19 protein-coding genes are annotated in these 24,858 nt (G+C 58.2%); 9 read left to right on the top strand and 10 right to left on the bottom strand.

All coding sequences use genetic code 11. The features are described from left to right. Positions 1–224 precede the first annotated feature (224 nt). The 4 genes from ACYQ11_RS03675 (at position 225) to ACYQ11_RS03660 (ending at position 4,398) form a co-directional block, all read left to right on the top strand. Positions 225–1,937 (top strand): HEAT repeat domain-containing protein, encoded by a 1,713-nt coding sequence (locus ACYQ11_RS03675; protein ID WP_459922392.1) that lies wholly within the window; start codon positions 225–227, stop codon positions 1,935–1,937. Between the two features lie 81 nt (positions 1,938–2,018). After that, positions 2,019–2,732: a 16S rRNA (uracil(1498)-N(3))-methyltransferase gene (locus ACYQ11_RS03670; RefSeq protein WP_459922391.1), complete on the top strand. Its 714-nt coding sequence runs from the start codon at positions 2,019–2,021 to the stop codon at positions 2,730–2,732. 89 nt (positions 2,733–2,821) lie between these two features. Further along, positions 2,822–3,868 carry a sensor domain-containing diguanylate cyclase gene (locus ACYQ11_RS03665; protein WP_459922390.1) on the top strand — a complete coding sequence of 349 codons (1,047 nt, stop codon included), beginning with the start codon at positions 2,822–2,824 and terminating at the stop codon, positions 3,866–3,868. 2 nt (positions 3,869–3,870) lie between these two features. After that, the gene (locus tag ACYQ11_RS03660; protein WP_459922389.1) at positions 3,871–4,398 is read left to right on the top strand and encodes a YfcE family phosphodiesterase; all 528 of its coding nucleotides are present in this window, start codon (positions 3,871–3,873) and stop codon (positions 4,396–4,398) included. A 6-nt stretch (positions 4,399–4,404) separates the two neighbouring features. Here the strand turns inward: ACYQ11_RS03660 and ACYQ11_RS03655 are convergent, their stop codons facing one another. The 10 genes from ACYQ11_RS03655 to ACYQ11_RS03610 all read right to left on the bottom strand — a co-directional run bounded on the left by ACYQ11_RS03655 (position 4,405) and on the right by ACYQ11_RS03610 (position 16,219). Continuing rightward, positions 4,405–5,454 (bottom strand): type IV pilus twitching motility protein PilT, encoded by a 1,050-nt coding sequence (locus tag ACYQ11_RS03655; protein ID WP_459922388.1) that lies wholly within the window; start codon positions 5,452–5,454, stop codon positions 4,405–4,407. Between the two features lie 15 nt (positions 5,455–5,469). Further along, positions 5,470–6,579, bottom strand: coding sequence for a type IV pilus twitching motility protein PilT (locus ACYQ11_RS03650; protein WP_459922387.1), 1,110 nt, complete (start codon positions 6,577–6,579; stop codon positions 5,470–5,472). Between the two features lie 49 nt (positions 6,580–6,628). Then, on the bottom strand, positions 6,629–7,078 hold the full coding sequence (locus ACYQ11_RS03645; protein WP_459922386.1) for a hypothetical protein: 450 nt from the start codon (positions 7,076–7,078) through the stop codon (positions 6,629–6,631). Positions 7,079–7,408: 330 nt separating this feature from the next. Then, positions 7,409–9,658, bottom strand: coding sequence for an esterase-like activity of phytase family protein (locus ACYQ11_RS03640; protein WP_459922385.1), 2,250 nt, complete (start codon positions 9,656–9,658; stop codon positions 7,409–7,411). Positions 9,659–9,745: 87 nt separating this feature from the next. Further along, on the bottom strand, positions 9,746–10,630 hold the full coding sequence (locus ACYQ11_RS03635) for a DMT family transporter (RefSeq protein ID WP_459922384.1): 885 nt from the start codon (positions 10,628–10,630) through the stop codon (positions 9,746–9,748). A gap of 95 nt (positions 10,631–10,725) precedes the next feature. After that, entirely contained in the window at positions 10,726–12,369 is a 1,644-nt protein-coding gene (locus ACYQ11_RS03630) for a glutamate synthase-related protein (RefSeq protein WP_459922383.1), read from the bottom strand. Between the two features lie 246 nt (positions 12,370–12,615). After that, on the bottom strand, positions 12,616–13,782 hold the full coding sequence (gene alr, locus ACYQ11_RS03625) for an alanine racemase (protein WP_459922382.1): 1,167 nt from the start codon (positions 13,780–13,782) through the stop codon (positions 12,616–12,618). 199 nt (positions 13,783–13,981) lie between these two features. After that, entirely contained in the window at positions 13,982–14,854 is an 873-nt protein-coding gene (locus ACYQ11_RS03620; protein ID WP_459922381.1) for a 5-oxoprolinase subunit C family protein, read from the bottom strand. Next, complete coding sequence (locus tag ACYQ11_RS03615; RefSeq protein WP_459922380.1) at positions 14,832–15,581, bottom strand: LamB/YcsF family protein; 750 nt, start codon at positions 15,579–15,581, stop codon at positions 14,832–14,834. The genes ACYQ11_RS03620 and ACYQ11_RS03615 overlap by 23 nt, the downstream gene beginning before the upstream one ends. Continuing rightward, positions 15,578–16,219: a 5-oxoprolinase subunit B family protein gene (locus ACYQ11_RS03610; RefSeq protein WP_459922379.1), complete on the bottom strand. Its 642-nt coding sequence runs from the start codon at positions 16,217–16,219 to the stop codon at positions 15,578–15,580. The genes ACYQ11_RS03615 and ACYQ11_RS03610 overlap by 4 nt, the downstream gene beginning before the upstream one ends. Before the next feature lie 254 nt (positions 16,220–16,473). On the opposite strand from ACYQ11_RS03610, the gene ACYQ11_RS03605 reads away from it, so the two are divergent. The 5 genes from ACYQ11_RS03605 (at position 16,474) to ACYQ11_RS03585 (ending at position 24,841) form a co-directional block, all read left to right on the top strand. Beyond that, a complete protein-coding gene (locus tag ACYQ11_RS03605) occupies positions 16,474–18,969 on the top strand; it encodes a hypothetical protein (protein WP_459922378.1) in 2,496 nt (831 codons plus the stop codon). After that, positions 18,966–19,982, top strand: coding sequence for a phosphatidylserine decarboxylase (locus ACYQ11_RS03600; RefSeq protein ID WP_459922377.1), 1,017 nt, complete (start codon positions 18,966–18,968; stop codon positions 19,980–19,982). The genes ACYQ11_RS03605 and ACYQ11_RS03600 overlap by 4 nt, the downstream gene beginning before the upstream one ends. A gap of 216 nt (positions 19,983–20,198) precedes the next feature. After that, positions 20,199–21,254 (top strand): prolipoprotein diacylglyceryl transferase, encoded by a 1,056-nt coding sequence (locus ACYQ11_RS03595; protein ID WP_459922376.1) that lies wholly within the window; start codon positions 20,199–20,201, stop codon positions 21,252–21,254. Between the two features lie 16 nt (positions 21,255–21,270). Next, positions 21,271–22,566 carry a radical SAM protein gene (locus tag ACYQ11_RS03590; protein WP_459922375.1) on the top strand — a complete coding sequence of 432 codons (1,296 nt, stop codon included), beginning with the start codon at positions 21,271–21,273 and terminating at the stop codon, positions 22,564–22,566. Between the two features lie 217 nt (positions 22,567–22,783). Then, complete coding sequence (locus tag ACYQ11_RS03585; protein WP_459922374.1) at positions 22,784–24,841, top strand: methyl-accepting chemotaxis protein; 2,058 nt, start codon at positions 22,784–22,786, stop codon at positions 24,839–24,841. The last annotated feature ends 17 nt before the right edge of the window (positions 24,842–24,858 follow it).

The raw sequence follows: 24,858 nt of genomic DNA, 5'->3' as shown, positions 1-24,858 counted from the left end.
AGTCTCGACAGGGGTATTATTGCCATCTTTTGAATGAGAAATCAAAACAATATCCTCCGAAAGCCGTTCTGCAGACACCCGCCCTGGGGCCTCCCGGCTCAGGTTTTTTTTGACAGTCCCGGGGTTTTCCCCTATACTCCAATGAATTTATCGTTTCTGATTCGTTTCCTAAAACTTTAGAGCCTGCCTCGATGCCGGGCCAAAATTCCACGATTGAACAGACTATGACGCAACCTGTGCATACCCTGGCCCACGAGGCCTACGTCAGCCGGATCAGCCAATGCATCACCCAAAACGACAGGGGGACGCTCAAAGATCTTCTCGATAACCTCCCCGCGCGGGATAAAAAAACCCAGGCCCGCGTGTTGTTCGACATCAGTGTCACCGAGGCGGACAACGCGTTCTTTGCCCTCACCCACCTTCTGGAAAATCCCTCGCTGACGGCCAAGCTCCGAAATGACCTGATCGACCTGCTGCTTGATCGCTCACGGACCCATACCCCGTTCATCCTGCCCGTGATCGACCATGCCGCGCCCGACCAGCTCAGACAGGCGACCCCGGTACTTGCGGGCATCCTTCTCAGTGAAACGGACAGCCACATCCTGCAGAAGGTCATCGCGGCCGTCGGCCGGTCGGGAGATGCGTCCTGTATCAATGTGGTGGCCGACTTCATCTTTTACGATCATGCCGAACTGAAACGCGAGGCCATCACCGCCCTGGGCCTGATCGGAGGGCCGTCAGCCGTCAAGCGGCTGGCCTTCGCCGCCCAGACCAGTAAATCCGACGAATACCTTCTGGCCACCCTGGATCGCCTCATGAAGCAGATGACCCTCCAGGAATCCCCGGACACCCTGACGCCGTCCCGCCAGTTCGCCTCGCGCAAGGATACCCTGGAGGCGTTGGCCGAAGATTCGGACATCGCCCAGCTTCTGCTCATGCTGACATCCGCATCGCCCCACGACCGGCATCTGGCCATCGATTCGCTGATCGAGATCGGCCCCCAGGCCATCCCCGCCGTGGTTTCAAGCATGGATCTTTCAAATCCCGACCGGATCATCAACGGCCTGGACATTCTGGGCAACATCGGAAACGAGGCCGCCCTGCCGGCCATTCTGACGATTCTCAACCATCGTCACCCGGACTCCAATGTCCGTTTCGCCGCCTACGAAGCCATCTCCATGTTGCCCCAGGGTCACTCGTCGGTTTCGCTGGTTGAAGGAATCACCGATGCCTCCGAGCAGGTCCGGCTGGCGGCTGCCACGGCCATTGACAACAACCTGTCCGACGTCATGATCGCCGGTCTCAAAGCAAAAATCGAAACCTCGGGTCGCCAGTCCAAACGGGCCGTGATCATCGCCGCCGTCATTGACAGCCATGCCGGAAATATTTTCTCCGGCCTGCTGGACTCCGACGCCTTTGTGTTCAATGCGCTGGCCTACCTCTCCCAGAGCCATCCGTCGACGATTTCATTTTTCAAAACCATTCTTCTGGATCGGGGGTCACGATCCCTTGCCGGTTCCATTGAAACCGACGGGCCCGCCACTCCGAAAACCGCCCGGCCCCTCACCGTCTTCTGTGTCGATGATTCGTCCATCTGCCTCAAATACTATCTGCGCTTTTTTCACAGCCTGGGGCACGAGCCCCATGTTTTCAACAATCCCGCCGACGTTCTCGCGGCCATTGACGAAAAGCGCCCCGATCTTTTGACCCTGGACCTGAACATGCTGTCGATGAACGGCCTTCAGGTGACGGAACATCTCAGGACGCGGTATTCTCCGGACGAACTGCCCATCGCCGTCATCACCACCCAGGAGGATTTTATCGCCGACTACCGGGATACGGCCCACCGGACGGGAACCCTGGCTCTGATCAACCATGCCGTTCAGAAACCCCTGACGGTCAAAACCGTCAAACCGATTCTGGCTGGCCTGAGCTGAAACACCCATTTTCCGATTGACTCCGGCCCTCTTTTTCCATAGGTTAAAAACCTTTTCCACCATCAACACAGGGTCGGAACCATGAATCTGGTGCTGCTTTTCGCAAGTGATTTCATCGACACGACCCCGCGGGTCAGACTTTCGGGCAGACGGCTCGAACATGTCCGTGACGTGCATCGTGTCCGTCCGGGCGACAGCCTGGCCGTGGGACTCGAAAACGGGCTCATGGGCCGGGGGACGATTGCCGCCATCGATCGCACCAGCCTAACCATGGACGTCACGTTGGACACCCCGCCCCCTCCCGGCCTGGATCTCAACCTGATTGTGGCTCTGCCCCGCCCCAAGGTGCTCAACCGGACCCTGGTCTCGGCGGCATCCCTCGGGGTCAAGCGGCTCTGGCTGATCCAGGCCCTCCGGGTGGAAAAAAGCTACTGGAAAAGTCCCCGACTGACGCCTGAAAACATTCGCCTTCAGTGCCTTCTCGGCCTGGAACAGGCCCGGGATACCCACATGCCGGAGGTTGTCATCCGAAAGGGATTCAAACCCTTTGTGGAAGACGAGCTGCCCGGAATCATAGAGGGGACACAGGCCTGCGTGGCCCATCCTTACGCGTCCCTGCCCTGCCCCCGAGCCGTCGAGGGATCATTTTCCCTGATCATCGGTCCCGAGGGGGGGTTCATCCCCTATGAAATCGAAAAGCTCGAAGCCTGCGGGGTGAAACCCGTGCAGCTGGGCCATCGGATTCTGAGGGTTGAAACGGTGATCCCCTACCTCCTGGGTCGTCTCTTCGGTTAAGGGCCTTAGAAAAAATCTTGGCATCAGCGGCCAAATCCGTATATGATACGGGTTATTTTTTATGACGACCGACACAAACGGAAACGACCATGAACATCCCTGACAGTCCGGCCAAGGTCGGCTCACATGAAATGACCGGCGAACTGATGGCCTGCCTTGAAATCGGCAAACTCCTGACCGCCACCCGGAATCACAAAAAAATATTTGAACATATCATGCGCTGCGGCAGCAAAATCATCAAAGCCGAGCACTGGTCCCTTCTGATCAAGGATGAAGAAACGGGAAATCTGAATTTCGAAATCGTGGTGGGGGCCGACAAAACCCTGTTCGCGCCGATCATCCTCGGGCCCGACGAAGGCATTGCCCCCCACGTGGCCCAGACCGGGAAGCCCATGTTCGTGCCCGATGTCGCTAAAGAGTCCCTGTTCAATCGGAAAGTCGATCTCAAAACCGGGTTCGTCACCCGGTCCATCGTCTGCATCCCCCTGTCGATCCGGGGCAAGGTGATGGGCGTCATTGAAATCGTCAATATCGAAAACATGGATTTCTTCAGTGCCAAGGATTTTCCCATTCTCTCGATTCTTGCGGATTATGCGGCCATTGCCATCGACAACTCTCGGTACGTGGCCAAAATCAGGAAACTCAGCATCACCGATGAATACACCGGGCTCAACAACGCCCGGTTCATGCATGATTTTCTGGATGATTTCTTTAAAACCGCCCAGCCTGAAATCCCGGCCATCGCGGCGGTTTTCATGGACATGGACAATTTCAAGACCATCGTCGACACCCACGGCCACCTGGAAGGTTCCGACCTGCTCAGGCGCATCGGCGTCACCATCCACGATTGCCTTTCCGACAGGGATGTCCTGATCAAGTACGGTGGAGACGAATACGTGATTCTGATGCCGGGACGAAACAGCAAGGACGCCTATCTTTTGTCACAAAAGATTTCGGAAGCCTTTCGAAACACGACCTATCCGATCAGCGAACGGGACCGGATCGGTGTGACGGCCAGTTTCGGTGTGGCCTCCTGCCCGGAACACGCATCGGACAAGAAGCACCTGCTGATTGCCGCCGACAATGCCCTGTTCAAAGCGAAAAACACTCAAAAAAACAGCATCGGCATGGCCTGACCATGGCACGGCTGGTGATCACGGCAGATATCCACGGAAGCCTGCGCGCATGGAACGGCATCGTTCAGATGGTGGGGCCTTCGGATCATCTCGCCGTGGCCGGAGATCTTTTGGATACGGTCTACGGAAATCCGGGCTCGGACGATTATCATCCCCAGCGCATCCGAAAGGATTTCACGGCACTGGGGCCACGGGCCCATTATGTTTACGGGAACTGTGATCGGGAAGAGGACCTCCCCGGTTACGGGTATCAGAGCGGCTTCATGTTCGAGGGGCTCTCCATTCTGCTCAGCCACGGCCACCGGCCCCTTCCGGACCTGACCGATTTCCACGTGATCATCGAGGGACACAGCCATGTGCCCCGACTGGACAGCCTCATGGGGAAGATTTTCTTAAATCCGGGATCACCGACCCATCCCCGATCATCCCAGGGCACCTACGCCCTCATCGAAAACGGCCGGATCATGATCAAGGACTTTTCACGCCGGCGGACCCTGAGCCTGCTGGTTCTTTCCGACATCCTCCGCTGACCCGTTCTAATTTTTTGAAAACAGCGATTTATCCATGGCCTTTTCATAGGCCGATTCCTTGCTGATCACCTTTTTCGACACCAGCTCCATCAGATGCTGATCCATGGTCTGCATGCCCTGGCTGGTCCCGGTCTGGATCAGGGAGTTGATCTGGGCGATCTTTCCGCTGCGGATCAAACTGGCCAGGGCCGGTGAGCCCAGAAGGATTTCATTGGCCGCGCAGCGCCCGCCGGAAACCGTTCGAAGCAGCTGCTGGGCGATGACGGCCCGCAGGGATTCGGACAGCATGGTCCGGGTCTGTTCCTGCTGATCAACGGGAAAGGCATTAATGATCCGGTCGATGGTTTTACTTGCCGAATTGGTATGCAGGGTCCCGAACACCAGAATACCCAACTCCGAGCAGGTCAGGGCCAGGGCGATGGTTTCCAGATCCCGCATTTCGCCGACCAGGATGATATCCGGATCCTCCCGGCTGGCCACGCGCAGGGCGTCACCGAAACTCCGGGCATGGGCGCCGATCTCGCGCTGTGAAAACAGACAGGTCCGGTTGGCATGAACGAATTCCAGGGGGTCTTCGATGGTAATGATATGGGCTTCCCGGGTGGAATTGATGTAGTCGATCATGGCGGCCAGGGTGGTGGACTTGCCGCTGCCCGTGGGTCCGGTGACCAGCACCAGGCCTTTTTTGAAATTGGCGATTTTTTTCAGGGTTTCCGGAAGCCCCAGTTGTTCGAGGGTGAGAATCTCGCTGGGAATGATCCGGAACACGGCCCCGATGCCGCGGCGCTGAAACAGAAAATTGCAGCGAAACCGGGCCACGCCGTCAAGCTGGTAAGCCATGTCGAGGTCCAGGTTCTCTTCCAGATGGGACCGTTTTTCATCGTCAAGCATCTCGTAGAGGATGTCCCGGTTGGAGTCGGCGGTCAACACGGGATGCTCCGTCCGGACCAGTTGCCCGCCCAGCCTCAGCAGAGGAGGAAATCCCACCACCATGTGCAGGTCACTGGCGCCCTTCTCTTTCATTTCGCGAAAATACGTATCGATCACACGGGACATGGATGCATGCCTCCTTTAACGCCCAGCGGGCTTTCTCTCGGGCTGAGATGCCGGTTCAGCCGAAGGCTTTCGGCTGAGAAACGCCTTGACCAGGGCCTCGTTTTCCACATTGGCCAGTGCAACCTCCTCGCTGATCCGGCCGTCCTTGAGCAGTTCAAGCACCGATTCATCCATGATCCGCATCCCCACGTTCTTGCCGGTCTGCATGAGGTTCGGAATCTGGAAGACCTTGCCGTCCCGGATCATGCTGGCCACCGGCAGGGTTCCGATCAGCATCTCCACCGCCAGAACCATCCTGTCGTTGCTGATGCCCGGGATCAGGCGCTGGGTGATGACGGCTTTCAGGGTTTCGCTCAGGGTGGCCCGGATCTGGCCCTGTTCGCCCGGCGGAAAGGAATCGATGATCCGGTCGACCGTCTTGGGTGCGTTGGTCGTCGACAGGGTTCCAAGGACAAGGTGACCGGTTTCGGCGGCGGAAATCGCAAGGGAAATGGTTTCAAGATCGCGCAGTTCGCCGACCATAATCACGTCCGGATCTTCACGCAGCGCGGCCTTCAGGGAATTTTTGTAGGAGCGCGTGTCATAGTGAAGCTGACGCTGGTTGACAACCCCTTTCTTCAGGGGATGGATAAACTCCACCGGATCCTCGATGGTCAGCACATGATGGGCCCGGGTGCCGTTGATGTGATCAACCATGGCGGCAAGGGTCGTGGTCTTCCCCTGACCGGTGGCACCGGTGACAAGAATCAGGCCCTGGTGGTTGTCCAGAACCTTGGTGACCGACGGCGGCAGCCCCAAATCGCCCATCGATGGAATCGTCGGTGGAATAATGCGAAAAATGGCGCTCATGCCGTTCTGATGCATCATGGCACTGCCCCGAAAACGCCCCAGCCCCTCGATTTCATAGGAAAAATCAAGTTGAAGGTCCTCGGTCAGGCGTCGACACTGTTCGTCATCGAGCAACTCATACACCAGTTTTTTACACAAACTGTTGGACAGGGGGGGACTCTTGGATTTGATAAGCTTGCCGAATCGCCTCATGATGAACGGTTCTCCCGGCACCACATGCACATCGGACGCCTTGAGACTGACGCCCATCTTGAACACCTTGTCCAGATCAGCCATGGTTTGAATCCTCACGCACAGTGATAATCATTGGGAAACGGACAGACGATCAGGAAACCGGCTCTTTCCAGATGGTGGCCACACGGGACAGATAGAGCCGATCATGATCGCCGTCATCGGAACGCGCCCCGACCACTTCGTAAAACCGGTCGTCGGCATTCTGGAAATAATCGGACACACGGTCGTACCCGGTCATATCCACCTCGCCGGTGACGGTGGTTTTGTTGACCATATGAAAGGCCACGCGTTTCCAGCTTCCTATCCGCGGCGATTCTGCTTTTTCGCCGGTATGGACCCAGATGACGGCGCTTTTCGCGACCATCATCGTCTCGGCTGAACCAATGCCCTCGATCCGGCACCGGTACATGACGATATCCGGTTCCGATCCCTGGAGATAGGTCGCGATGCTTCGACCGAGAACATTGACACATCCCGTGATCCGGGCATTATCCAAGGTCATCAGTTCAATTTCATGGTCCTGTTTCGGATAGTCCGTCATCTCCGCCACCTCGAAATACGTTTTGCAAACGCAAGTTGTCACATCGTTTGAACGATGTCAGATGAATGGGACGTGCTTCAATGAAGATAGGTGATGCGCAAAAAATATAGCCGCAATTATACAGAAGGCGCCCAATGCTGTCAAACAAAGAACTCCCGTTGACCCTAACCGCTGAGGGACTTGGACCAAAGCCCTGCCCCCCACCGCCGCGCCATCCGTTGAATCCGGCGCATCGGTCCGACTCCAGAACCAAACAAAAAGCCCGCAGGGGAAAAATCCCCTGTGGGCTGAAACGCCGGATCGGTATGAAACACCTGAGGCGGGCCTCAATCAGAAGAACAGGCTCAGGGCCATGTCCGATTTCAGGTCAAGCAGCATCCCCAGATCCAGAAACAGGGTTTCTCCAGTCGCATCCTTGACGCCGTCATTATCGGTCACGGCATACAGGCGACCGTCGGCGGACAGGGCCAGGCCCTCGACCTTGTCCGGTGTCCATCCCCGGGTTTCCCTGAGCTTAGGCAGAAGGTCGGTCACGATCTCTTTGCTGACGATGGGCAGATCCCTTTCACCGTAGGCCACGGGCACGATACCGTCCAGATGAATCCGCGTGACGGCCTTGATGGCCGCATCCGGTCCTCCGACATTGTCCCGTTCGATAACGAGGCAGTCGGACCCGCCGACCGCGACAATCTCGGAAAGACCCACCCAGCTTCCGGCCGCCGAAGGAGGAGCCAGAGGATAATGGACGAAGCTCCAGGTTTCATGGTCGGGATCAAACAGGGCCAGCTTGACCAGGCCGTCATCATCATCCTTCCATTCACGCTGGACGGCAACGATTACCTGTCGTTTTCCCTTAACGACCACTTCGGCCACACCTTCAAATCCGAATTTCACGGCCTGGGATTCCAGGGCCTCGGGCAGAACATGTTCAGCGGTCACCCGCCCCTCTTCGCTGATACGGATCAGCCGGTTGACCAGCCCCTTGGCCGGATTGCCCTCACTGACGGCCCAGAAACCGCCTTGGGCAGACACGCTGAGGCCTTCGAGATCGTAAGCTCCGGCCGTTCCCCCGGTCACCGCCACATAGGATTCGATGCGGACCGGGCAGGTGGAGACGTCCAGAGTGAAAATCCGGGGTTCAGGATAAAATCCGTCGCTGACGGCATACATCCTCCAGCAGTCTTCAAGGTCCGCCGCAAGACCCGAGAGAGCGCCCCAGCCGATGGGGGCCGATGTGGCCGGATCCTGATCCGATTCGATGGCGGGGTACCCTGGGGACAGGGCATCGAGGGAGAAGATCTGAACGGCTGAGCGAAAACCGTCTTCGGCACTGTCCTCCTCCGATGCGGTAATGAACAGATTTCGGCCGGGAAGGGTCAGCAGTCCCTCGGGTCCGGCATTCGTGGGCAGAGCCTGACGATAGTCCGGCCGGGCATCGGGCCCCCTGTCCTCGTAAACCGCCACAAAATTACCGCGCTCGCTGCCCACAAAGATCAGGGTGCGACCGCCGTATCGGGCCACGGCGATCCCTTCGGGCTCCGTCCCTTTTTTGCCCGCGCGGGACGCCGGATAATGACCGATGGACATGGCCAGGTGTTCCAGGGCGGGACCGCTGTCGTACTGCACAGAGCCGTCGGCCCGCCAGATCGTGAATCCCCGTGAGCCGCCTTCGTAATCACCCTCATTGGCCGTCACGAAACGGTTGTTGTCGACCCAGGCCACGGCGTCCGGCTCGCGCTTGACCGACTCGATGCTCCCGGTGCCGTCCACGGAGTCTTTGGTGGTGGGAATGTGTTTCAGGGTGACCGAACCGGCGCTGAAATGATGGACGATCGTTTTTTTATGAAGATTCACCAGCACAATATGATTGTTTTCCTGGAGCGTGACAACTGCCGTGTTGTGATCGTTGATGGCCACATATTCGGGTTCGGGGTCTTCGGGAGCCACATCAGCCAGCCCGGTCAGGTCCACCCTGTGCATGTTCCCGCTGGGTTTTCCATCCCGGCCGAGGGCGAAGACCCCCAGAAAACCCGCCGGTTCCTGGGGCAGAAGCCCGTCGTTCAAGTCCTCGTCCCGTTCGTTTTCAACCACCACGGCCAGATAGCGCCCGTCCGGGCTCACGGCCAGGGAATCGGGCTGTCCGCCCACGTCAACGGTGGCGATGACCTGCGGGTCTTTCAGGTCTACCACCGCCAGATGGCCGCCGGGTTCGGCAAAGGATTCACTTGTGTTGACGGCGGCAAGGGCGAACCGGCCGGACACCGCCACCGAGGTGGGTTCACCGCCCAGCAGAACGCGTCCCGCGGGTCTGGGGTTTTCCGGATCGGTGTTATCAATGAGCACCAATGCCTTGCCTGGGCTGTCCGTGTGGATGAGACACATCCCATCGGAGGTGGCGGCGATGATTTCCGCCACGGTTTCGGTGCCCGGATCCACCCCCTGGGGCAAACTCTCGTACACCGGCAGGGTGGCCGTTCGGCTGAAAAAAAGAAACGATTCATCGCAGGCGGAAAGAAACAGGGACATCCCCGCGGCCAGACAGGCGGCGAGGGCCTTACCGCTGGTTTTGGTTCGGATCATGGCGCATTCTCCTTCATCATGTGATCGGACAGGGTGTGGTTCAAAGGTAAAAAAACGTCCTGAGACACCCTTTAAACCCAAGTGATGTTAGGGTTTGATGATGGTTTTATGGGAGATCTGTGAGGTAATGTGTCTGTCCCGCGCACAGCGGGTCAGGGCAAGGGCCGAGCCAAGGATAAGACTGCCGCCTGCCAAAACAGCAAAGGACAGCTCCTCGTGGAAAAGGATCACCCCGAAGGCAACGCCGCTGACCAGTTCGATGTAGGTGAGAAACGAGGCGCTCGACGCCTCGATCCTGCGGAGTCCGAAGAAAAAAAGACCGAAGCCCAGAACACCGATCAGAGCCGCATAGATCGAGGCCATACCCACCTGCCACGGCAGGGGGACCGGCCGGTTGAAAAACAGAAAGGGAAGAAAGGCAAAGGTTCCGAATCCGTTCTGGAACCAGAGGGTTTCAAGGGGATCGTAGACCGTGGACCGTTTCTTGAACATCACAATGGTCAGGGAATAGATCAGGGCCGAGGCGAGAATGAACACCGAACCGGCAAAACGTCGGCCGGGTAGGTTCAGGATCTGGTTTACCGTGATCAGCACCACACCGGCAACGGTGGTACCGAAAAGAACCAGACGCCGCAGGGTCAACCGTTCACCCAGAAACAGCCGGCTGAAGAAGGCGGCGAACACCGGCCAGGTGAACAGAAGGATCACCGTGGTGCTGATGGTGCCGTAGGCGTAACCCGCGAAATAAAAAAACAGACGGGCGGCGTTGAGCAGGGACGCCAGCAGCATGGTGGGGTCCTTAAGGGATGGAAAGGGTTTTTTGCGAAGGGCGAAAAACACGGTCACGGCGGTAAACGGCACGGCCATGCGGAAAAAAGTCAGGGTCGACACCGGCAGGGCCAGGGTTTTGATAAAGACGCCCGACGATCCGAAGATCACCGCCGCCGTCACGATGGCAAGATAGGGATTCATGGACGGACCAATACCCTGTTCCGGGTGTTTCGTCCAGAGCAAACATAAACGCGCCCCCGCCCGAAGGCGGGGGCGTGCTTGTTCATGACACAGGATTATGCGTTGAGGATCTTCCTGGCGGTTTCGTCATTGGCACTGGCCACATGAGGAATACCGGTTTCCCGCTCGGTTTCCCGGTTGCCGGAGAAGATGTCGTTACGGCTGATCTGGTCGAGAGAGAACTTCCGGGCCCCGGCCATCAGCTGCTGGAGACCGCAGGCCAGTTTGTCGGCCATGGTCCAGAAGGCAATGGCGCCGTAGGGGATGTTCTTCATTTCGTCTTTACCCACCTTCTTCTGAACGTCGAAGTAGGAGGCGAAGATCTGATCGGCGGTTTCACCCACGGCGGTGACGGTCTTGGGCAGGCTGTCCCAGTTGCCGTTGAGTTTTTCACGGCGTTCGGGATGGAGCACGCCTTCGATGTTGGCGCCCAGGTAACCCGGGATCATGATGGCGCGGCCCATGCAGACCAGTTTGGTGTAGGGAGCACCCAGGGCCAGGGCTTTGAAAATGCTGTCTTCCAGAGCGAAACCGCCGGCGAAAGACATATCCACCACCCTCTGGCCTTTGGCGGCGAGAATGCTTGCGTATTCATGGGCCTTGGCGTGGAGGTTGATCGAGGGAACGCCCCAGCTCTGCATCATGTTCCAGGGGCTCATGCCGGTGCCGCCGCCGGAACCGTCGATGGTCAGAAGATCCAGTTTGGCGTCGGTGGAGAACTTGATGGCCATGGCCAGCTCTTCCATGCCGTAGGAACCGGTTTTCAGGGAGATGCGTTTGAAGCCCAGGCTTCGGAGGTAGTCCACGCTCTTCATGAAATCTTCACGGACCAGATCCACATTCTTGATGTTGGTGCCGCCCAGACGGCTGTGACGGGCGAAGGACTTGATGGCGCCGCACTTGAAGGCTTCCTGGACTTCGGGCAGTTCGGGATTGGGATCGACCACGTAGCCGCGTTTCTTGAGGAACAGGGCATAGTCGAGGCTGCTCACCTGGATTTCACCGCCGATGTCTTTGGCGCCCTGGCCCCATTTCAACTCGATGATGCATTTGTTGCCGTATTTTTCAGCCACGTATTCGGCCACGCCGTTTCGGGTGTCTTCCACGTTCAGCTGAACGATGATGGCACCAAAGCCGTCGTTGTAGCGCAGGTAGGTGTCGATGCGGCGTTCCAGTTCAGGGGCTTTGGTGATTCTGCCGTTGTTGATTTCGGACTCGCGGTCCACGCCGACCACGTTTTCACCGATAACCACGGGGATACCCACCAGCGATCCGCCGATGGCGAAGGAATCCCAGTATTTGGCGGCGATGAAGGTCGATCCCAGGGCACCGGTCATCAGGGGCATCTTGATCTTGGTCTTCATTTCAGCGCCGAATTCGGTTTCCAGGCTGACGTTGGGGAAGATACAGTCGTCGGGATCGTTGGAAAGGCCGGATGCCAGTCCGTGGGCGCCGTAGGCATAGCCCTGGATACGCAGGGAATTGTAGGACACGCCCACATGGGTGGTGTTGTTGGCGCCGGCCGTGATCTGGCCGAAGTCCCGGGGATAGAGCAGTTTACGGCCCACCAGGCTGGACAGCCAGGTTTCACATTTTCCCTGGCAATCGGCGCGACAAAGGGTGCAAAGACTTGATTCTGCGGGATTTCCGCGGTTAACCGTTCCCAAGGCATCGTTGTTTTTTGCAAATCTCATGTCCATTTGGTCTCTCCTTAATAAAACGCTCGTAAATTAAGCTCGTCGTGAGACCGGATGCCCTGGGCATAAAAAAAAGGCACCGGTCTCTTTGTCAATAAATCTTCAAAGAAAACAGACGCCTTTGTCAGTTTCAAGCGGTTTACATACGCCGTTGTATGAACCATACGCTTTTGTATAGTCCACTTTTATAAGTGATAATAATGACGCTTGTCAATATGGAATTAATATTTTTTGTTAATTTCAGTGAGGCTAATAAAACCCCTCACCCTGATACACCCGCTTGACGCGGGCATTCAGGTTTGCGACGATTTCGTAGTTGATGGTGCCCAGGCGTTCGGCCAGCTCGTCCACGGTGAGGGCCGATCCGTTCTGTCGTCCGAAAATCACCACCTCCTCTTCCAGATCAAGGTCCGGGATATGCCCCACGTCGATCATGGTCAGGTCCATGCAGACCCGGCCCAGGATGGGGGCTCTGACACCCCTGACCAGCATGCACCCGTTGTTGCTGAAACGACGGCTGAACCCGTCGGCATAACCCACGGGCACCACGGCGATCACCGTGTCGCGGTCCACCACATGGGTGCTGCCGTAACTGACCCGGAAACCCCGGCGGACGTGTTTAAGACTGACGATCTTCCCCTTGAGCTGCATGGCCGGGCGAAGATCGATGCCCGACACGTCGGTTTCCGGAGACGGGGGCAGGCCGTAAAAGGAAATCCCCGGCCGGATCATGTCGAGACGGGATTCGGGCATGCCGATGGCCGCCGCACTGTTGGCCGCGTGGCGCAAGGGAAAAGAAAGCCCCTTCCTTTCGAGATCCGATACAAAGCCCGCAAAAATGGTCAGTTGATTGTGAGCGTCGGTTTTGTCCCAGCTGTCCGAGGCGGCCAGATGGGTGTAGATTCCCTCAAGTGCTATCCCGGAAAGGCGCGCCATGGCAAGGGTGTCGGCGACAGCCCTGCTGTCCGGCACGGGACTTCCGGGATGACCCAGGGCGGTCAGCATGCCGATCCGCCCCATGCCCGAATCGATTTTCACATGGACAGCAAGGGTTTTGCCCAGAGCCCGGGCCCGGTCCGACAGGGCCTCGGCCACGTCGGACCGGCTGACGGTGGCGGTCAGGTCATAGTCGATCAGGTCCCTTACCGCATCGGGGCCCGCGTAGCTGAATACCAGAACAGGGGCAGCGATACCGGCTTTCCTGAGGCTGATCCCCTCTTCGAGCCGGGCCACACCCAGGGCCGATGCCCCGTTTAACAGGGCGACCTCTGCCGCCTTAACGGCCCCGTGGCCGTACCCGTCGGCCTTGACCGCCGGCATAATCCCAACCTCAGGCCCCACGATCCGTCTGAACTCGCGGGTGTTGTGGCCGATGGCATCCAGGTCCACCTCGGCCCATATCAGGGGAGCTGTCATGATTTTTACGTCTCAATACATTTAATGATAAGGGCATGTGGCGGGCGCAGCCCACCCTGCGACAGGCGGTCGCTCGTGCGGAAACCGTTATGGTGACCGCAACTCCCCCCTTCCATGCGCAAACCCAGGGTGGGCTCTCGCCCACCGATCCGGCCCTCATCCTTATTAAATTTTTCGGCCGTCGTCCATGGATATTCCATCATGCTTCATCATGGTCGTATCTATCTTCGATCGCCTCCAGATCCCTGTGCCGGCGGGCCAGGGCGGAAAGGGCATCGGTGCGGTCGACACGCCTGAACCGGATGCCCTCACCGGGGGCGATCTGGGCCAGGGTATCCAGATCCGCTGTGATCACGTTGAAGATTCTGGGGTATCCACCGAGGGTCTGGCGACGGCGCATCAGAATGACAGGGCCTGCGGGGGTCAGTTGGACGGTGCCGTCGGCAACCGCGTCGCTCACCATGGAAAATCCGCCCTCAAGCCCCGGCGGTGGGCCGGGCGGAATGAGCCGAAGGCCCATGGCGTTGGAATCAGGGCTGACCGTGAACCTGCGCCGGAAAAAATCATCCGGATCGTTCAAACGGCCGTATTCCGGCCCCGCCATCACCCGGATGCGGCCTTGTGGATCGGGCCAGGAAGCCATATCGGCGAAAGCTCCCCGCACCCTGCCCTCACAGTCCCGGCCCCTGTGCTCCGAAACCGGTTCATAGCACAGGCAGGTGCGGAAGCCGTAGCGTTTTTCACCGAATTCCAGGATATCGCCCGGAAGGGCCCGATGCACACGACCGTGGTCCACCTGACGGATCGACGCGCCGCACAGCCGAACGCCGGTAAAGGCCGCGCCGGTCAGCACGAAAAAGGCCTCCCCGCCAAATCGCAGACGCGGCGGCAGGATCATTTCAAGGGCCCGGATCGACGGTCCCCCGCCCAGAAGGCGTCGCCCCGTTTCAAAGGAAAAGAGATCCATGGGTCCCCCGGGCGAGACCCCCCGGTCCTGATGTCCGTAAACCGGCGGACCGGTTTCACAGAATAGGCCGGGGCCGATCACCTCAAGCATGGACATGGAAGCCATCGACATCCAGTTCGGCCAGACGGCGGGCCAGGGTAAGGGCAATGGACGAATCGGAGTGAACGCAAAGGGTTTCGCACCGTATGGCGACCGAGGCCCATCGTTCGTCCCCGTCCGAGTCATCGATCAGGGCACGGACCCGGCCTTCCCGGATCATGGCAAGGGCCTGGGCCACCGCCTCGTCGCAGTCGTCGATTAAGGCCTTGCCGTGGGTCCGATCGAGCAGGGTCAGTTGACGGGACACGGGACACAGCCGGTAACGCCTTTCGGCAAAGGCTTCGGCCAGGACCCCGATGCCCCGGTCAAGGGCGGCCCGGGCCATGGCGGAGCGGGCCGGAGCCAGCACACGGCGAATGCCGTTTTCGGCCAGCCAGTGGCCCAGACGGTCGGCCAGGTCCTTGTGCACACAACTGTCGTTGTACAGGCCGCCATGGAATTTCACGAGGTCCGCCTCGGGCAGAAGGGCCCGCTGCTCGTCGAGGGCGGAGATCAGCGCCGCCGGGGCAAGATTCATGCTGACCCGTCCGAAGTTGGCCCGGTCCGGATAGGACAGGTGAGCCGCAACGTCAACCCCCCGGCTGCGGGCCAGCGCGGAAAAGGCGGACGCGGAGTCCGGGTCACCCGCATGGCCCCCGCAGGCGATGTTGGCAATATGGATATGATCGATCAGTGAACGGTCCACGGGATGATCCGTCCCCCGTTCTCCGATGTCGCAGTTGATTCGGATCACCGCGCCTCCTTGAAGATCACCCGGTCTCCGGGCATAAGATGAATCAAACCGGACGGGTCCGTGCACCCGATGAGGTTCCACCCCCCCGGCGACGGCGACGGATACACCCCGGTCTGGGCTCCGCCGATGGCCACGGACCCGGCCGGGACCGACTTCCGGGGCGAGTCCAGCCGGGGAGTTTCAAGAACCGGATCCAGTCCGATCAGGTACGGAAAATGGGGCAGAAAGCCGATCATGGCCACGGTATAGACCGGCGCGGTATGCCGGTCGATCACCTGCCTGACCGTCAGCTTCGAGGACGCGGCCACCCGATGGAGGTCCGGTCCCCGGTAAACCACGGAAAAGATCCGGGGTTCCGCCGCCTGATCCATGGCCGTTTCCGGCGGCTCCTCGGCCAGAAGGGATTCGATGATGTCGTTCAACCCATCCAAGTCCGCCACCATGGGATCGATATGGACGGCCAGGGCATGGTAGGACGGCACCAGATCCCGGATACCCGGCACACCCGAGAGACGATCCCGCGCCGCCCGGTAAGCCCGAAGCACCCGCCCGGACACCTCAACGTCGATTCCCGTCCCCAGGGACCAGCACACACAGGAATCGCCGATGTCGTAGCGTCTGACGGGCAGACGGGCCATATCATTATCCTCTGTTTTCAGATGAAGCCAAAGGCCCATCTATCGGTCATAGGGTTCAAAACAATTCCATAAAATATGGCATCGGCGCGGTGGAATTACAATCCATTATTTTTCCAGGTCGCCTTGGAATCATCTTTTTTAACAAAACATTAGCCCATTTCTCATATGATTCAAACAGTTTCGGAGCATAGTGTGACCGTTTCCGGCGCTTTGATCAGGAAACGCGGCATTCACCTTATCGAATAAGGAGCCCTGTGGTACATCAAACCTCTTTGAAATCAAACCGTCCCCATTCCCGTTCCGACGATTCCGTTTCATCCTTCTGCGAGCTTCTTTCCATCGACTTTTGTTCCACGGAACAGTTTGTAAAATCTCTGCCGTTTTCCGCCCAGGACACCACGGCGGGCATCGAAAACGAGCTCCAGACCGTCGTCAGAGGGCCGGCGGACCAGGTGGATCTGCCCCGGACCATCCGGGCATCCAATTATTTCAAGAATATCCTCAAACGGTCCGTGTCCGGCGACAATGAACGGCGACTGCCGGAACGGCTGAAACATTACCTTGAAAATAACAGCGGCAACATCTGGGAGAACAGCTGGGTCCGGTTCAGGCTCTCCGCCCTCAGCCCCTATGCCGACCTTGTACTCAACCGGGATCTGATGTCGGACAAATCCCGCTCCGATTCCCCCCAGCGGTCGGACCGGGATTCCTTCTTCATCGAGGAAGGCGGTGAGACACAGCTCAGAATTCCCGTCAGTTATCTGCTCAAGCTGTCTCTGGCCGACATCATCGGCACCGATCCGGATGCCCACGGCGTGATCAAGGTCACCGGCGAAAGCCTGATGCATCATTTCCTGAGCGACAACACCTCGCCCGAACTCTTTTCATTCTACACGGTGGGGCACAACCGGTACGCCGGTATTGGAGATGCCACGGCCGCCGAAGCCATGCAGCGCTATCTGTTCACCCAGGTGCTGACCCGCTACGCCAACCTTCGATTCGGCCTCACCGAGAGCGGCCAGAGTGTCCTGACCTACTTCTCCGCCACACCGCCGGTGCGCCAGAAACGGCTGAACGACCTGGTGCCCGACTCCTTCTACCGGGAACTGTTCATGAACCCCTGCCTGTCCGGATGGGACCGGGGGGAAGACAAGAAAGAATACATGGGCCTCTGCCACCGGGTGTTGTCCCGGAGCCGGCTGAACGCCGTGGCCAAGCTGAAGGAGGCGGGCATCATCACCCGAAACCTGGTGGTGCTGCCCAACATGTCCAACATCAGCCTGGCCAACAACGGCACCCACGTGAGCCTGGGCAGCAAAAAACTTTCGGACCTTTTGGCCCGGTCGCAGATGACGGCGGATCAGGAAAAATATCTGGGGGATCTTGTCATCAAAATCACCGAGCATTTTCTGCCGCTGTTTGTGGACACCTACAGTGCGGCGCCCTACCGGCTTTCGTTCAATGACTTCCATCCGGAAAAGATTCTCGCCTTCCTTCCCCACGAACTGGATTTCACTCACCTTCGCATGATCTGGCGACGCTGGAAAAAGAAAGCATCCTTAAGGATCATGGGCAAAACCGTGACCCCCTTCGGCCCCGAATGGCTGGATCGCCTGGTGAGCCGCCTGTTCCGGCTCAAGGGAGATGCGGTCCCGGATTTTCGGCTGATCGATTATTTCGCCTGCCTGATGAGCTCCGATGAAAGCCCGGCCCTTGACGGAAAAATGGATAACGAGATCCGGCTCAAAAAGGATCTGGCCGACATGGGCATCTTCGATACGCGCATGCCCCTTTATCTGCTGTACCGGCTTCGGAAATTCAAAGACATGAAATTTTCCGGCTTCGAAGGCCGCTACTACAGCCTGTTTCACAGCTTCGGCCTGGACCTGGCCCACGCGGTCAACCTCCAGATGCTGATCACGGCCCTTTGCTACCAGTATATCCTGAGCGGTGAGGTGGGCCATGACGACATTCCCGACGATCCCTTCACCGAAAGCGAACGCCGCCAGGTGTTTTTCGGAACGGCCATCGGCATACCGACCTTCTACGTGAAAAAAGACGGCAAAAACCGCTTCCTCACCCGGGTGCTCGAACACACGACAAAGACCCGGAAAAGCCGGCGGTATCCGGACTATCTCCGTATCGGCAATCAGGACTTCCGCCTGGCCCTCCTCTCCCTGATCCGTGAGGACGGCAGCGGCCTTATCCGGGAGCTGGGCCTTGACGCCACATTGAACGATCTTGAAAACCGCCTGAAGCATCCCAAACGACTGTCGGTGTCCGCCAAGCTCAACGAAGGCATTACCCGGCGCCTCACCCGGATCAAAAACAAAACCGTCAGCTCGCCCCGGGACGTTCCGGCAGACGAATTCAACGCCGCCGCCGAGGCGTATTACCGGGACGAACTGCGGGCCATCCACACGAAAGAGGCCCTCGCCCATGTGAAACAGTCCTTCGAATCGTTGGATCTCTGGATCATGTACCGGGAGCCGTCCTACCTTAATGTGGTGGAATCGGTCCTTGGCGCGGAAAGTCCCTCGGCCTTCCTTGACCGGATCCACGCCGGACTCCTTGACGAAACCCTCGGCGAAAAAGATCTTCTGGCCTTTGCCCGCCTGTTGATTCTCCAAATCCATGTGGACAGAAAAAAACAGGCCTTCATCACCACGGGCTCATCACAGCAACCGGGTGAACGACGGAAAAATCAAAATCGATTCACCACCCTCGAAAAAAGGACGTCACAACCATGAACCCCTGTTTTCCCCATCAATACATCGACCGGTCAGACGGGATGATCCGCACGGAGAAGCTTTTGGCGGACAAAACCATCGCCCTTCTCTATTCCCGTGTCCGTGAAAACGCCTCCCTTTTGTTCCGCCTGCTCACCGGTTCTCTGACCACGGATCTTCTGGCCTGCTTTCATTACGACCTGCCTCTTTACCGGCACGATAAAAAAATCCGGGCCATGATCCGGGATCTCGGGATCGACATGGACGAGGTGCTGGAACCCGAATCCATCCGGACGGTGCGTGACCTGTTCGAGCGGAAAATCGCCTACTGGAAAACCCGTCCCATGGCCCATGCCCCACGGAGCGTGGTGTCCCCCTGCGACGCCCGGGTGATTCCCGGATCATTCGACGAAACAGACACCGTGTTCATCAAGGAAAAGTTTTTCGACATGGAAGAGCTTCTGGGCCGGGATAAAGACACCTGGCGCAGGGCCTTCGAGCACGGGACCTACGCGGTGTTCCGTCTGACACCGGACAAGTACCATTACAACCATATGCCGGTCACAGGACGGGTGATGGACGTTTACGAGGTCCGGGGAGCCTATCACTCCTGCAACCCCTCGGCCGTCATCGAACTGGTCACGCCCTATTCCAAAAACCGCCGGGTGGTGACCGTCATCGATACCGATGTGCCGGGGGGCACCGGCGCAGGGCTGGTGGCCATGGTGGAAATCGTGGCCCTGATGATCGGCGATATCGCCCAGGTGTACAGCGACTTTGCCTATGACTATCCCCGGGACATCCGGCCCGGCGACACCCTGCTCAAGGGGCAACCCAAGAGCCTGTTCCGTCCGGGCAGTTCCACCGTGGTCCTTCTGTTCCAGAAAGACCGCTTCCGCTTCAGCGAGGACCTGATGGAAAACGTGGGGCGAAAGGATGTCCAAAGCCGGTTCACAAAAGGGTTTGGACGCCCCCTGGTCGAAACCGACCTGTGCGTGCGCGCCGACATCGGCCGGGCCATGGAGACAGACTGAAACGGCAAACGATAGGCACGCTGCGCGTTGCCTATCTATGTATCCCTGCCTCCGGCGGCCCTTCCGGGGGACCGGATTTTAAAAATCCGGACAAATGGGTTTCAAATGTGAGAACGATACGGCCTTTCCCAAACCCGTTTGTCAAACGTCACAAACGTTTGGCCCCCGGCAGGGCCGCCGGAGGCATAAACCACCATAGTTGATCAAGGAAGATTTATGTTTTATTCCGTTTTGTTTATCATCGGCCTGGCCCTTTTCACGGGCCTTTATCTTTACTGGGGATTCACCCGGCTCACCGAGGAAAAACGCCAGGTGCTGGCGGCGGTTCCCCGAATGCGCATGAACGACAGCGTGTTTGCGGGCGTCAATATCACCTGGTACGGCCTTCTCACGGCCAACGCGCTGGCCGTCGGGGCCGTCATTTTTCTTGTGCTCAGCGGATCGTTGGGCACACCGGCCCTGGCCGGGCTTCTCCTTGTCACCCTTCTGCTGTGCGTGCTTCTGCCCTCGGCCAGGTGGATCGCCCGGATCGTGGAAAAGAAACAGCACACCTTCACCATCGGCGGCAGCGTGTTTGCGGGTATCATCATCACGCCCTGGGTGATCGGCGGGGCCAACCTGGTCACGGGGCCGCTTCTGGGGTTTCGTTTCCCCCTGACCGGAACCCTGGCCGCCATGGCCATCGCTTACAGCCTGGGGGAATCCCTGGGACGCCTGGCCTGCATCAGCTTCGGCTGCTGCTACGGCAAACCTCTTTCCGACTGTTCCCCCGTCCTTCGCCGCCTGTTCGCCCGGCGCCATTTCATTTTCCGGGGCGCCACGCGCAAAGCCTGTTACGCCTCGGGCCTTGACGGCGTGCCGGTTCTGCCCATCCAGGCGGTGACCGCCGTGATTTACGCCGTATCGGCCCTTTTGGGACTGATCCTCTTTCTCATGGGCCATGTTTCATGGGCCCTTTTCCTGACCCTTTCGATCACCCAGACCTGGCGAACGGCCTCCGAAGTGTTCCGGGCCGATTACCGGGGGGGGGGACGCATGAGCGCCTACCAGATCATGGGCCTTACCGCCGCAGCTTACGCCGCCCTGACAGCCCTGATCTTCCGGCCCGAAGGCACCGTGATGCCAAACCTGATCCAGGGGATGTCCACGCTCTGGGATCCCTTCGTGATCCTGACGGTCCAGGGCCTCTGGCTCATGGTCTTTGCCTACATGGGACGTAGCACGGTCACCGATGCCACCCTCCATTTCCGCGTGGTCACCGATCACATCTGATATCATAAGGACCTAAATGACCCGGCTATCCACACTCAGCACCCTTTTGCGCGGCCATGTTCCGGCCCAGCTCGTGGTCCAGACCACCAACCGCTGTAACGCCACCTGCCCTCAGTGCGGCATGCGGGTCCAGGCCGATGTCAAACGAAGCGCCATCGCCCCCCATGACATGGAATCGCTGATCGACCATGCCGCCGCCCAGGGGTTCCAGGCCATTTCCTTTACCGGCGGAGAACCCTTTTTGAACACGCAAAACCTTCTGACCATGATCCGAAGGGCGCGGGACGCGGGCATCCCCTACATCCGGACCGGCACCAACGGCTTTTTGTTCCGGAACCATGAACGGCCGGATTTTTCCGACAGCATCAAGGCCCTTGCCGACGATCTGGCCGGAAGCGGCCTCAGAAATTTCTGGATCAGCATCGATTCCCATGATCCAAGAATCCATGAGAGTATGCGCGGCCTCAGCGGGGTGATCCGAGGCATTGAAAAAGCGCTGCCGATTTTCCATGAACGGGGCCTTTTCCCATCGGCCAATCTGGGCATCAACCGGAATGTGGGCGGTGTGTCGACCCATGGACTGAATGCGGACCTCTTCCCGAACCGGACCGCTTACCTTTCCGTCTTTCACATAACCTACACCAATGCCTTTGACCGGTTTTTTCGTTTCGTCACAGACCTTGGATTCACCATGGTCAACGCCTGTTATCCGATGAGCATCCCGGAAGAACGCACCCCGGACGGTCTGACCCCGGTCTATTCGGCCAGTGCGGACGAACACATCGTCCGCTTTGCCCGGGACGAAAAACATCTTCTGTTCACGGCCCTGGGTCAGGTAATCCCGAACCATCGCAGACGCATCCGGATCTTCTCACCCCTGTCATCCCTTCGCGCCCTGGTCAGGCAATACGACGACAACCCGGACACAAACGCCCATCTGCCCTACCGCTGCCGGGGCGGCCTGGATTTTTTCTACGTGAGATCCGAAGACGCCATGACCTTTCCCTGCGGCTTCCGGGGTGAGGAAAACCTGGGGCGGTTTGTGCGGTTCAATCTTAACCGTCACCGGGAAAAAACCGGAAACAGGGCCTGGTGCCTTGAGTGTGACTGGGAATGTTTCCGTGATCCGTCCAATTTATTCGGCCCCCTCACCGATCTGGCCCGGCCCATCGACCTGTTGAACCCTCTCCGCAAAGACCCGGGGTTCTTCCCCGTCTGGTTCAGCGACCTCCTTTATTACCGGGCCTGCGACTTTTTCGACGGCCGGGAAGCCCCTGACATGAAAAGGATGTCGCGGTTTTCGCGAGCCTGAGAATGCATGACTGGGAAAAGCGATTCCCCTGATTTTAAAGATTTTTCCCTTGCTTTTACCTCCGATCCGGGCGATTATTCATGTAACTTTTCGTTCCCTTTGAAAAAATTCGTCACACAATCATATCGCTTTCCCCGAATCCGTTGCACAACAGATAAGGATGGATAAAATGAACCGAATCCTTTCTCGTTTATTGGTTTGCGTGAGTGCGCTCTGGATGGTACAGCCGGCCGGTCCGATTGTATCGATCTTTTACTGCATGTCCACCACCCCGGAACAGAAAAGTCACTTCCTTGTCCGGGCGGTTCTGATCTGGATTGCTTTTCTCGTGTTTCAGATGATTTTCATCCTTTTCCGTTATAAACCCATCGGAGAAGGTCTATCCCTGCTCGAACAGGGCAAACCCTGTCCGGATGAAACGATGCTCGATCTTGCCCGGAGAAACAGCCGGCTTCCCATACAGGCGACCGTCTTTTATTTGTCCATCATCCTGATGGCGTCGATTCTCAATTTTTTTCTTTACCTGAGCTCAGACATCTCGCTGCTCCATGCCGTTTCAATCTGGGGCGCCACCATTGCCGGAGCCATCGCCTGCCCCTTCATGGTCCTGGGAGCCGTCAGCCTCATCACAGGGGAAAACACGGAACTGATCGCAGGAGAGCTCGGAAAACGGGGCCTCACGGATGGGGGCTTCCGCATCCGGATTTTTCCCAAACTGGTGGCCTGCTTTATCTCCCTTTCCGTGGGCCTTGCCGTCTGGCTCGGCTTTTCCGCATATTATACCGGAATCAACCAGACCCTCCTTGAAATGACGTCCGGAAATGAACGCCTTCTTACCGGACTTCGGCAGCACATCACGCGTCTGGATATCAGGCCTGACGATCCCCGGCTTGAAAAGGAACTCAGCCCCTTCTTCGGGGACGGTCTTTTTTTCATCGCGGACAAAACCGGTCGGATGATTGCCAACCCCAAGGGACTGACCCTTGATTTCAAACGATGGACAGGCCTCCACCACACGATGGTCCAAGGCTTTTCATCGGGTCACATGGGCTCATTGTACGACAACGTGAACAACAGGGTCATCAGCTGGATGCCCCTTGACGACACCCGCGCCGTGGGCCTTGTGTCCCTGATGTCCGACCGCCTGTCCCGCTACACAGAATTCTACCTCTGGAGCGGCTTTTTCATTGGCGTCGGATTCTCCGTGGGCCTTATCCTGGGAATCACCAATGTCCTTGCCACCTCCAAGTCCATCGGTCGGGCCAAACGCGCGCTCGATTCCCTCTCCGAGGGGGAAGGCGACCTGAAAACCAGGCTGGCCATTACCAGCCACGACGAGGTGGGTGAGCTTTCCAGAGGGTTTAACCTGTTCGCCGACAAACTTCATTCCATCGTCCGGAAAAGCGTGGAAAAAGCGGTGGCTGTCAAACATGCCTCCGACCATTTTTCAGGCCTTTCCAAAAGCCTGAACGCCGGTATCATAGATCTTCGACAGGCCAGCCAGCATGCCACCAGCCAGGCGTCCGCCATGAATGTCGAGTTGAAAACGGTTTCGGCGGGATGTGAAGAAGCTGCAGAATCGGTCAACCATATGGCGACGGCCGCCGATGAGATGGCCTTGACGGTTAACGAGGTGGCCCAGAAATCCATGGATGCCCGGAACATGGTCGATCATGCCGTCAAAACCACGGTGGACGCTTCGGCAAGGCTTTCCAGGCTCGGCTCGTCGGCCAGGGATATCGATAAGGTAACCGAAGTGATCACCGACATTTCCGACCAGACCAACCTCCTTGCCCTGAACGCGACCATTGAGGCCGCACGAGCCGGTGAGGCGGGAAAAGGCTTTTCCGTCGTGGCCAATGAAATCAAGGAGCTTGCCCGGCAGACATCGGAGGCGACCCGTGAGATCAAAATGAGGGTCGAGGGCATTCAATCCGCCACCGATGAAACCATCCACGATATGGAAGCGATCTCCACCGTTGTCCATTCGGTCAACGAGATTGTCACCGCCATTGCAGAAGCGGTTGAAGAGCAGTCCCTGACCACCCGGGAAATCGCAAAAAACATCAGCCAGGCGTCGGGAAGTGTCTCCGATGTCAATACACGGGTCGGAAAGAGTTCCGATACGTCCGAGGGCATCTCCGACCAGATGGCTCGGATGATGGCCCAGATGGACGACATGGCTGGCAGCAGTTCCCAGATCGAAACAGGTGCACGGGATCTTCTGGCCATTTCAGACGATCTCAACGACCAGCTGTCCCAGTTCAAATTATGATGGCGTCGTAAAAGACT

Source organism: Desulfatiferula olefinivorans, assembly GCF_054657895.1.
The sequence above is the reverse complement of the archived record's forward strand: the minus strand, read 5'-3'. Positions and strand labels throughout refer to the sequence as shown.

Bases quoted from the DNA above. Each gene is read 5' to 3' on its own strand.
- ACYQ11_RS03630 (WP_459922383.1), bottom strand. From the start codon at position 12,369: ATGGACATGAGATTTGCAAAAAACAACGATGCCTTGGGAACGGTTAAC.
- ACYQ11_RS03675 (WP_459922392.1), top strand. From the start codon at position 225: ATGACGCAACCTGTGCATACCCTGGCCCACGAGGCCTACGTCAGCCGG.
- ACYQ11_RS03650 (WP_459922387.1), bottom strand. From the start codon at position 6,579: ATGGCTGATCTGGACAAGGTGTTCAAGATGGGCGTCAGTCTCAAGGCG.
- ACYQ11_RS03610 (WP_459922379.1), bottom strand. From the start codon at position 16,219: ATGGCCCGTCTGCCCGTCAGACGCTACGACATCGGCGATTCCTGTGTG.
- ACYQ11_RS03670 (WP_459922391.1), top strand. From the start codon at position 2,019: ATGAATCTGGTGCTGCTTTTCGCAAGTGATTTCATCGACACGACCCCG.
- ACYQ11_RS03660 (WP_459922389.1), top strand. From the start codon at position 3,871: ATGGCACGGCTGGTGATCACGGCAGATATCCACGGAAGCCTGCGCGCA.
- ACYQ11_RS03595 (WP_459922376.1), top strand. From the start codon at position 20,199: ATGTTTTATTCCGTTTTGTTTATCATCGGCCTGGCCCTTTTCACGGGC.
- alr (WP_459922382.1), bottom strand. From the start codon at position 13,782: ATGACAGCTCCCCTGATATGGGCCGAGGTGGACCTGGATGCCATCGGC.
- ACYQ11_RS03640 (WP_459922385.1), bottom strand. From the start codon at position 9,658: ATGATCCGAACCAAAACCAGCGGTAAGGCCCTCGCCGCCTGTCTGGCC.
- ACYQ11_RS03635 (WP_459922384.1), bottom strand. From the start codon at position 10,630: ATGAATCCCTATCTTGCCATCGTGACGGCGGCGGTGATCTTCGGATCG.
- ACYQ11_RS03585 (WP_459922374.1), top strand. From the start codon at position 22,784: ATGGTACAGCCGGCCGGTCCGATTGTATCGATCTTTTACTGCATGTCC.
- ACYQ11_RS03600 (WP_459922377.1), top strand. From the start codon at position 18,966: ATGAACCCCTGTTTTCCCCATCAATACATCGACCGGTCAGACGGGATG.
- ACYQ11_RS03645 (WP_459922386.1), bottom strand. From the start codon at position 7,078: ATGACGGACTATCCGAAACAGGACCATGAAATTGAACTGATGACCTTG.
- ACYQ11_RS03620 (WP_459922381.1), bottom strand. From the start codon at position 14,854: ATGGCTTCCATGTCCATGCTTGAGGTGATCGGCCCCGGCCTATTCTGT.
- ACYQ11_RS03590 (WP_459922375.1), top strand. From the start codon at position 21,271: ATGACCCGGCTATCCACACTCAGCACCCTTTTGCGCGGCCATGTTCCG.
- ACYQ11_RS03665 (WP_459922390.1), top strand. From the start codon at position 2,822: ATGAACATCCCTGACAGTCCGGCCAAGGTCGGCTCACATGAAATGACC.
- ACYQ11_RS03655 (WP_459922388.1), bottom strand. From the start codon at position 5,454: ATGTCCCGTGTGATCGATACGTATTTTCGCGAAATGAAAGAGAAGGGC.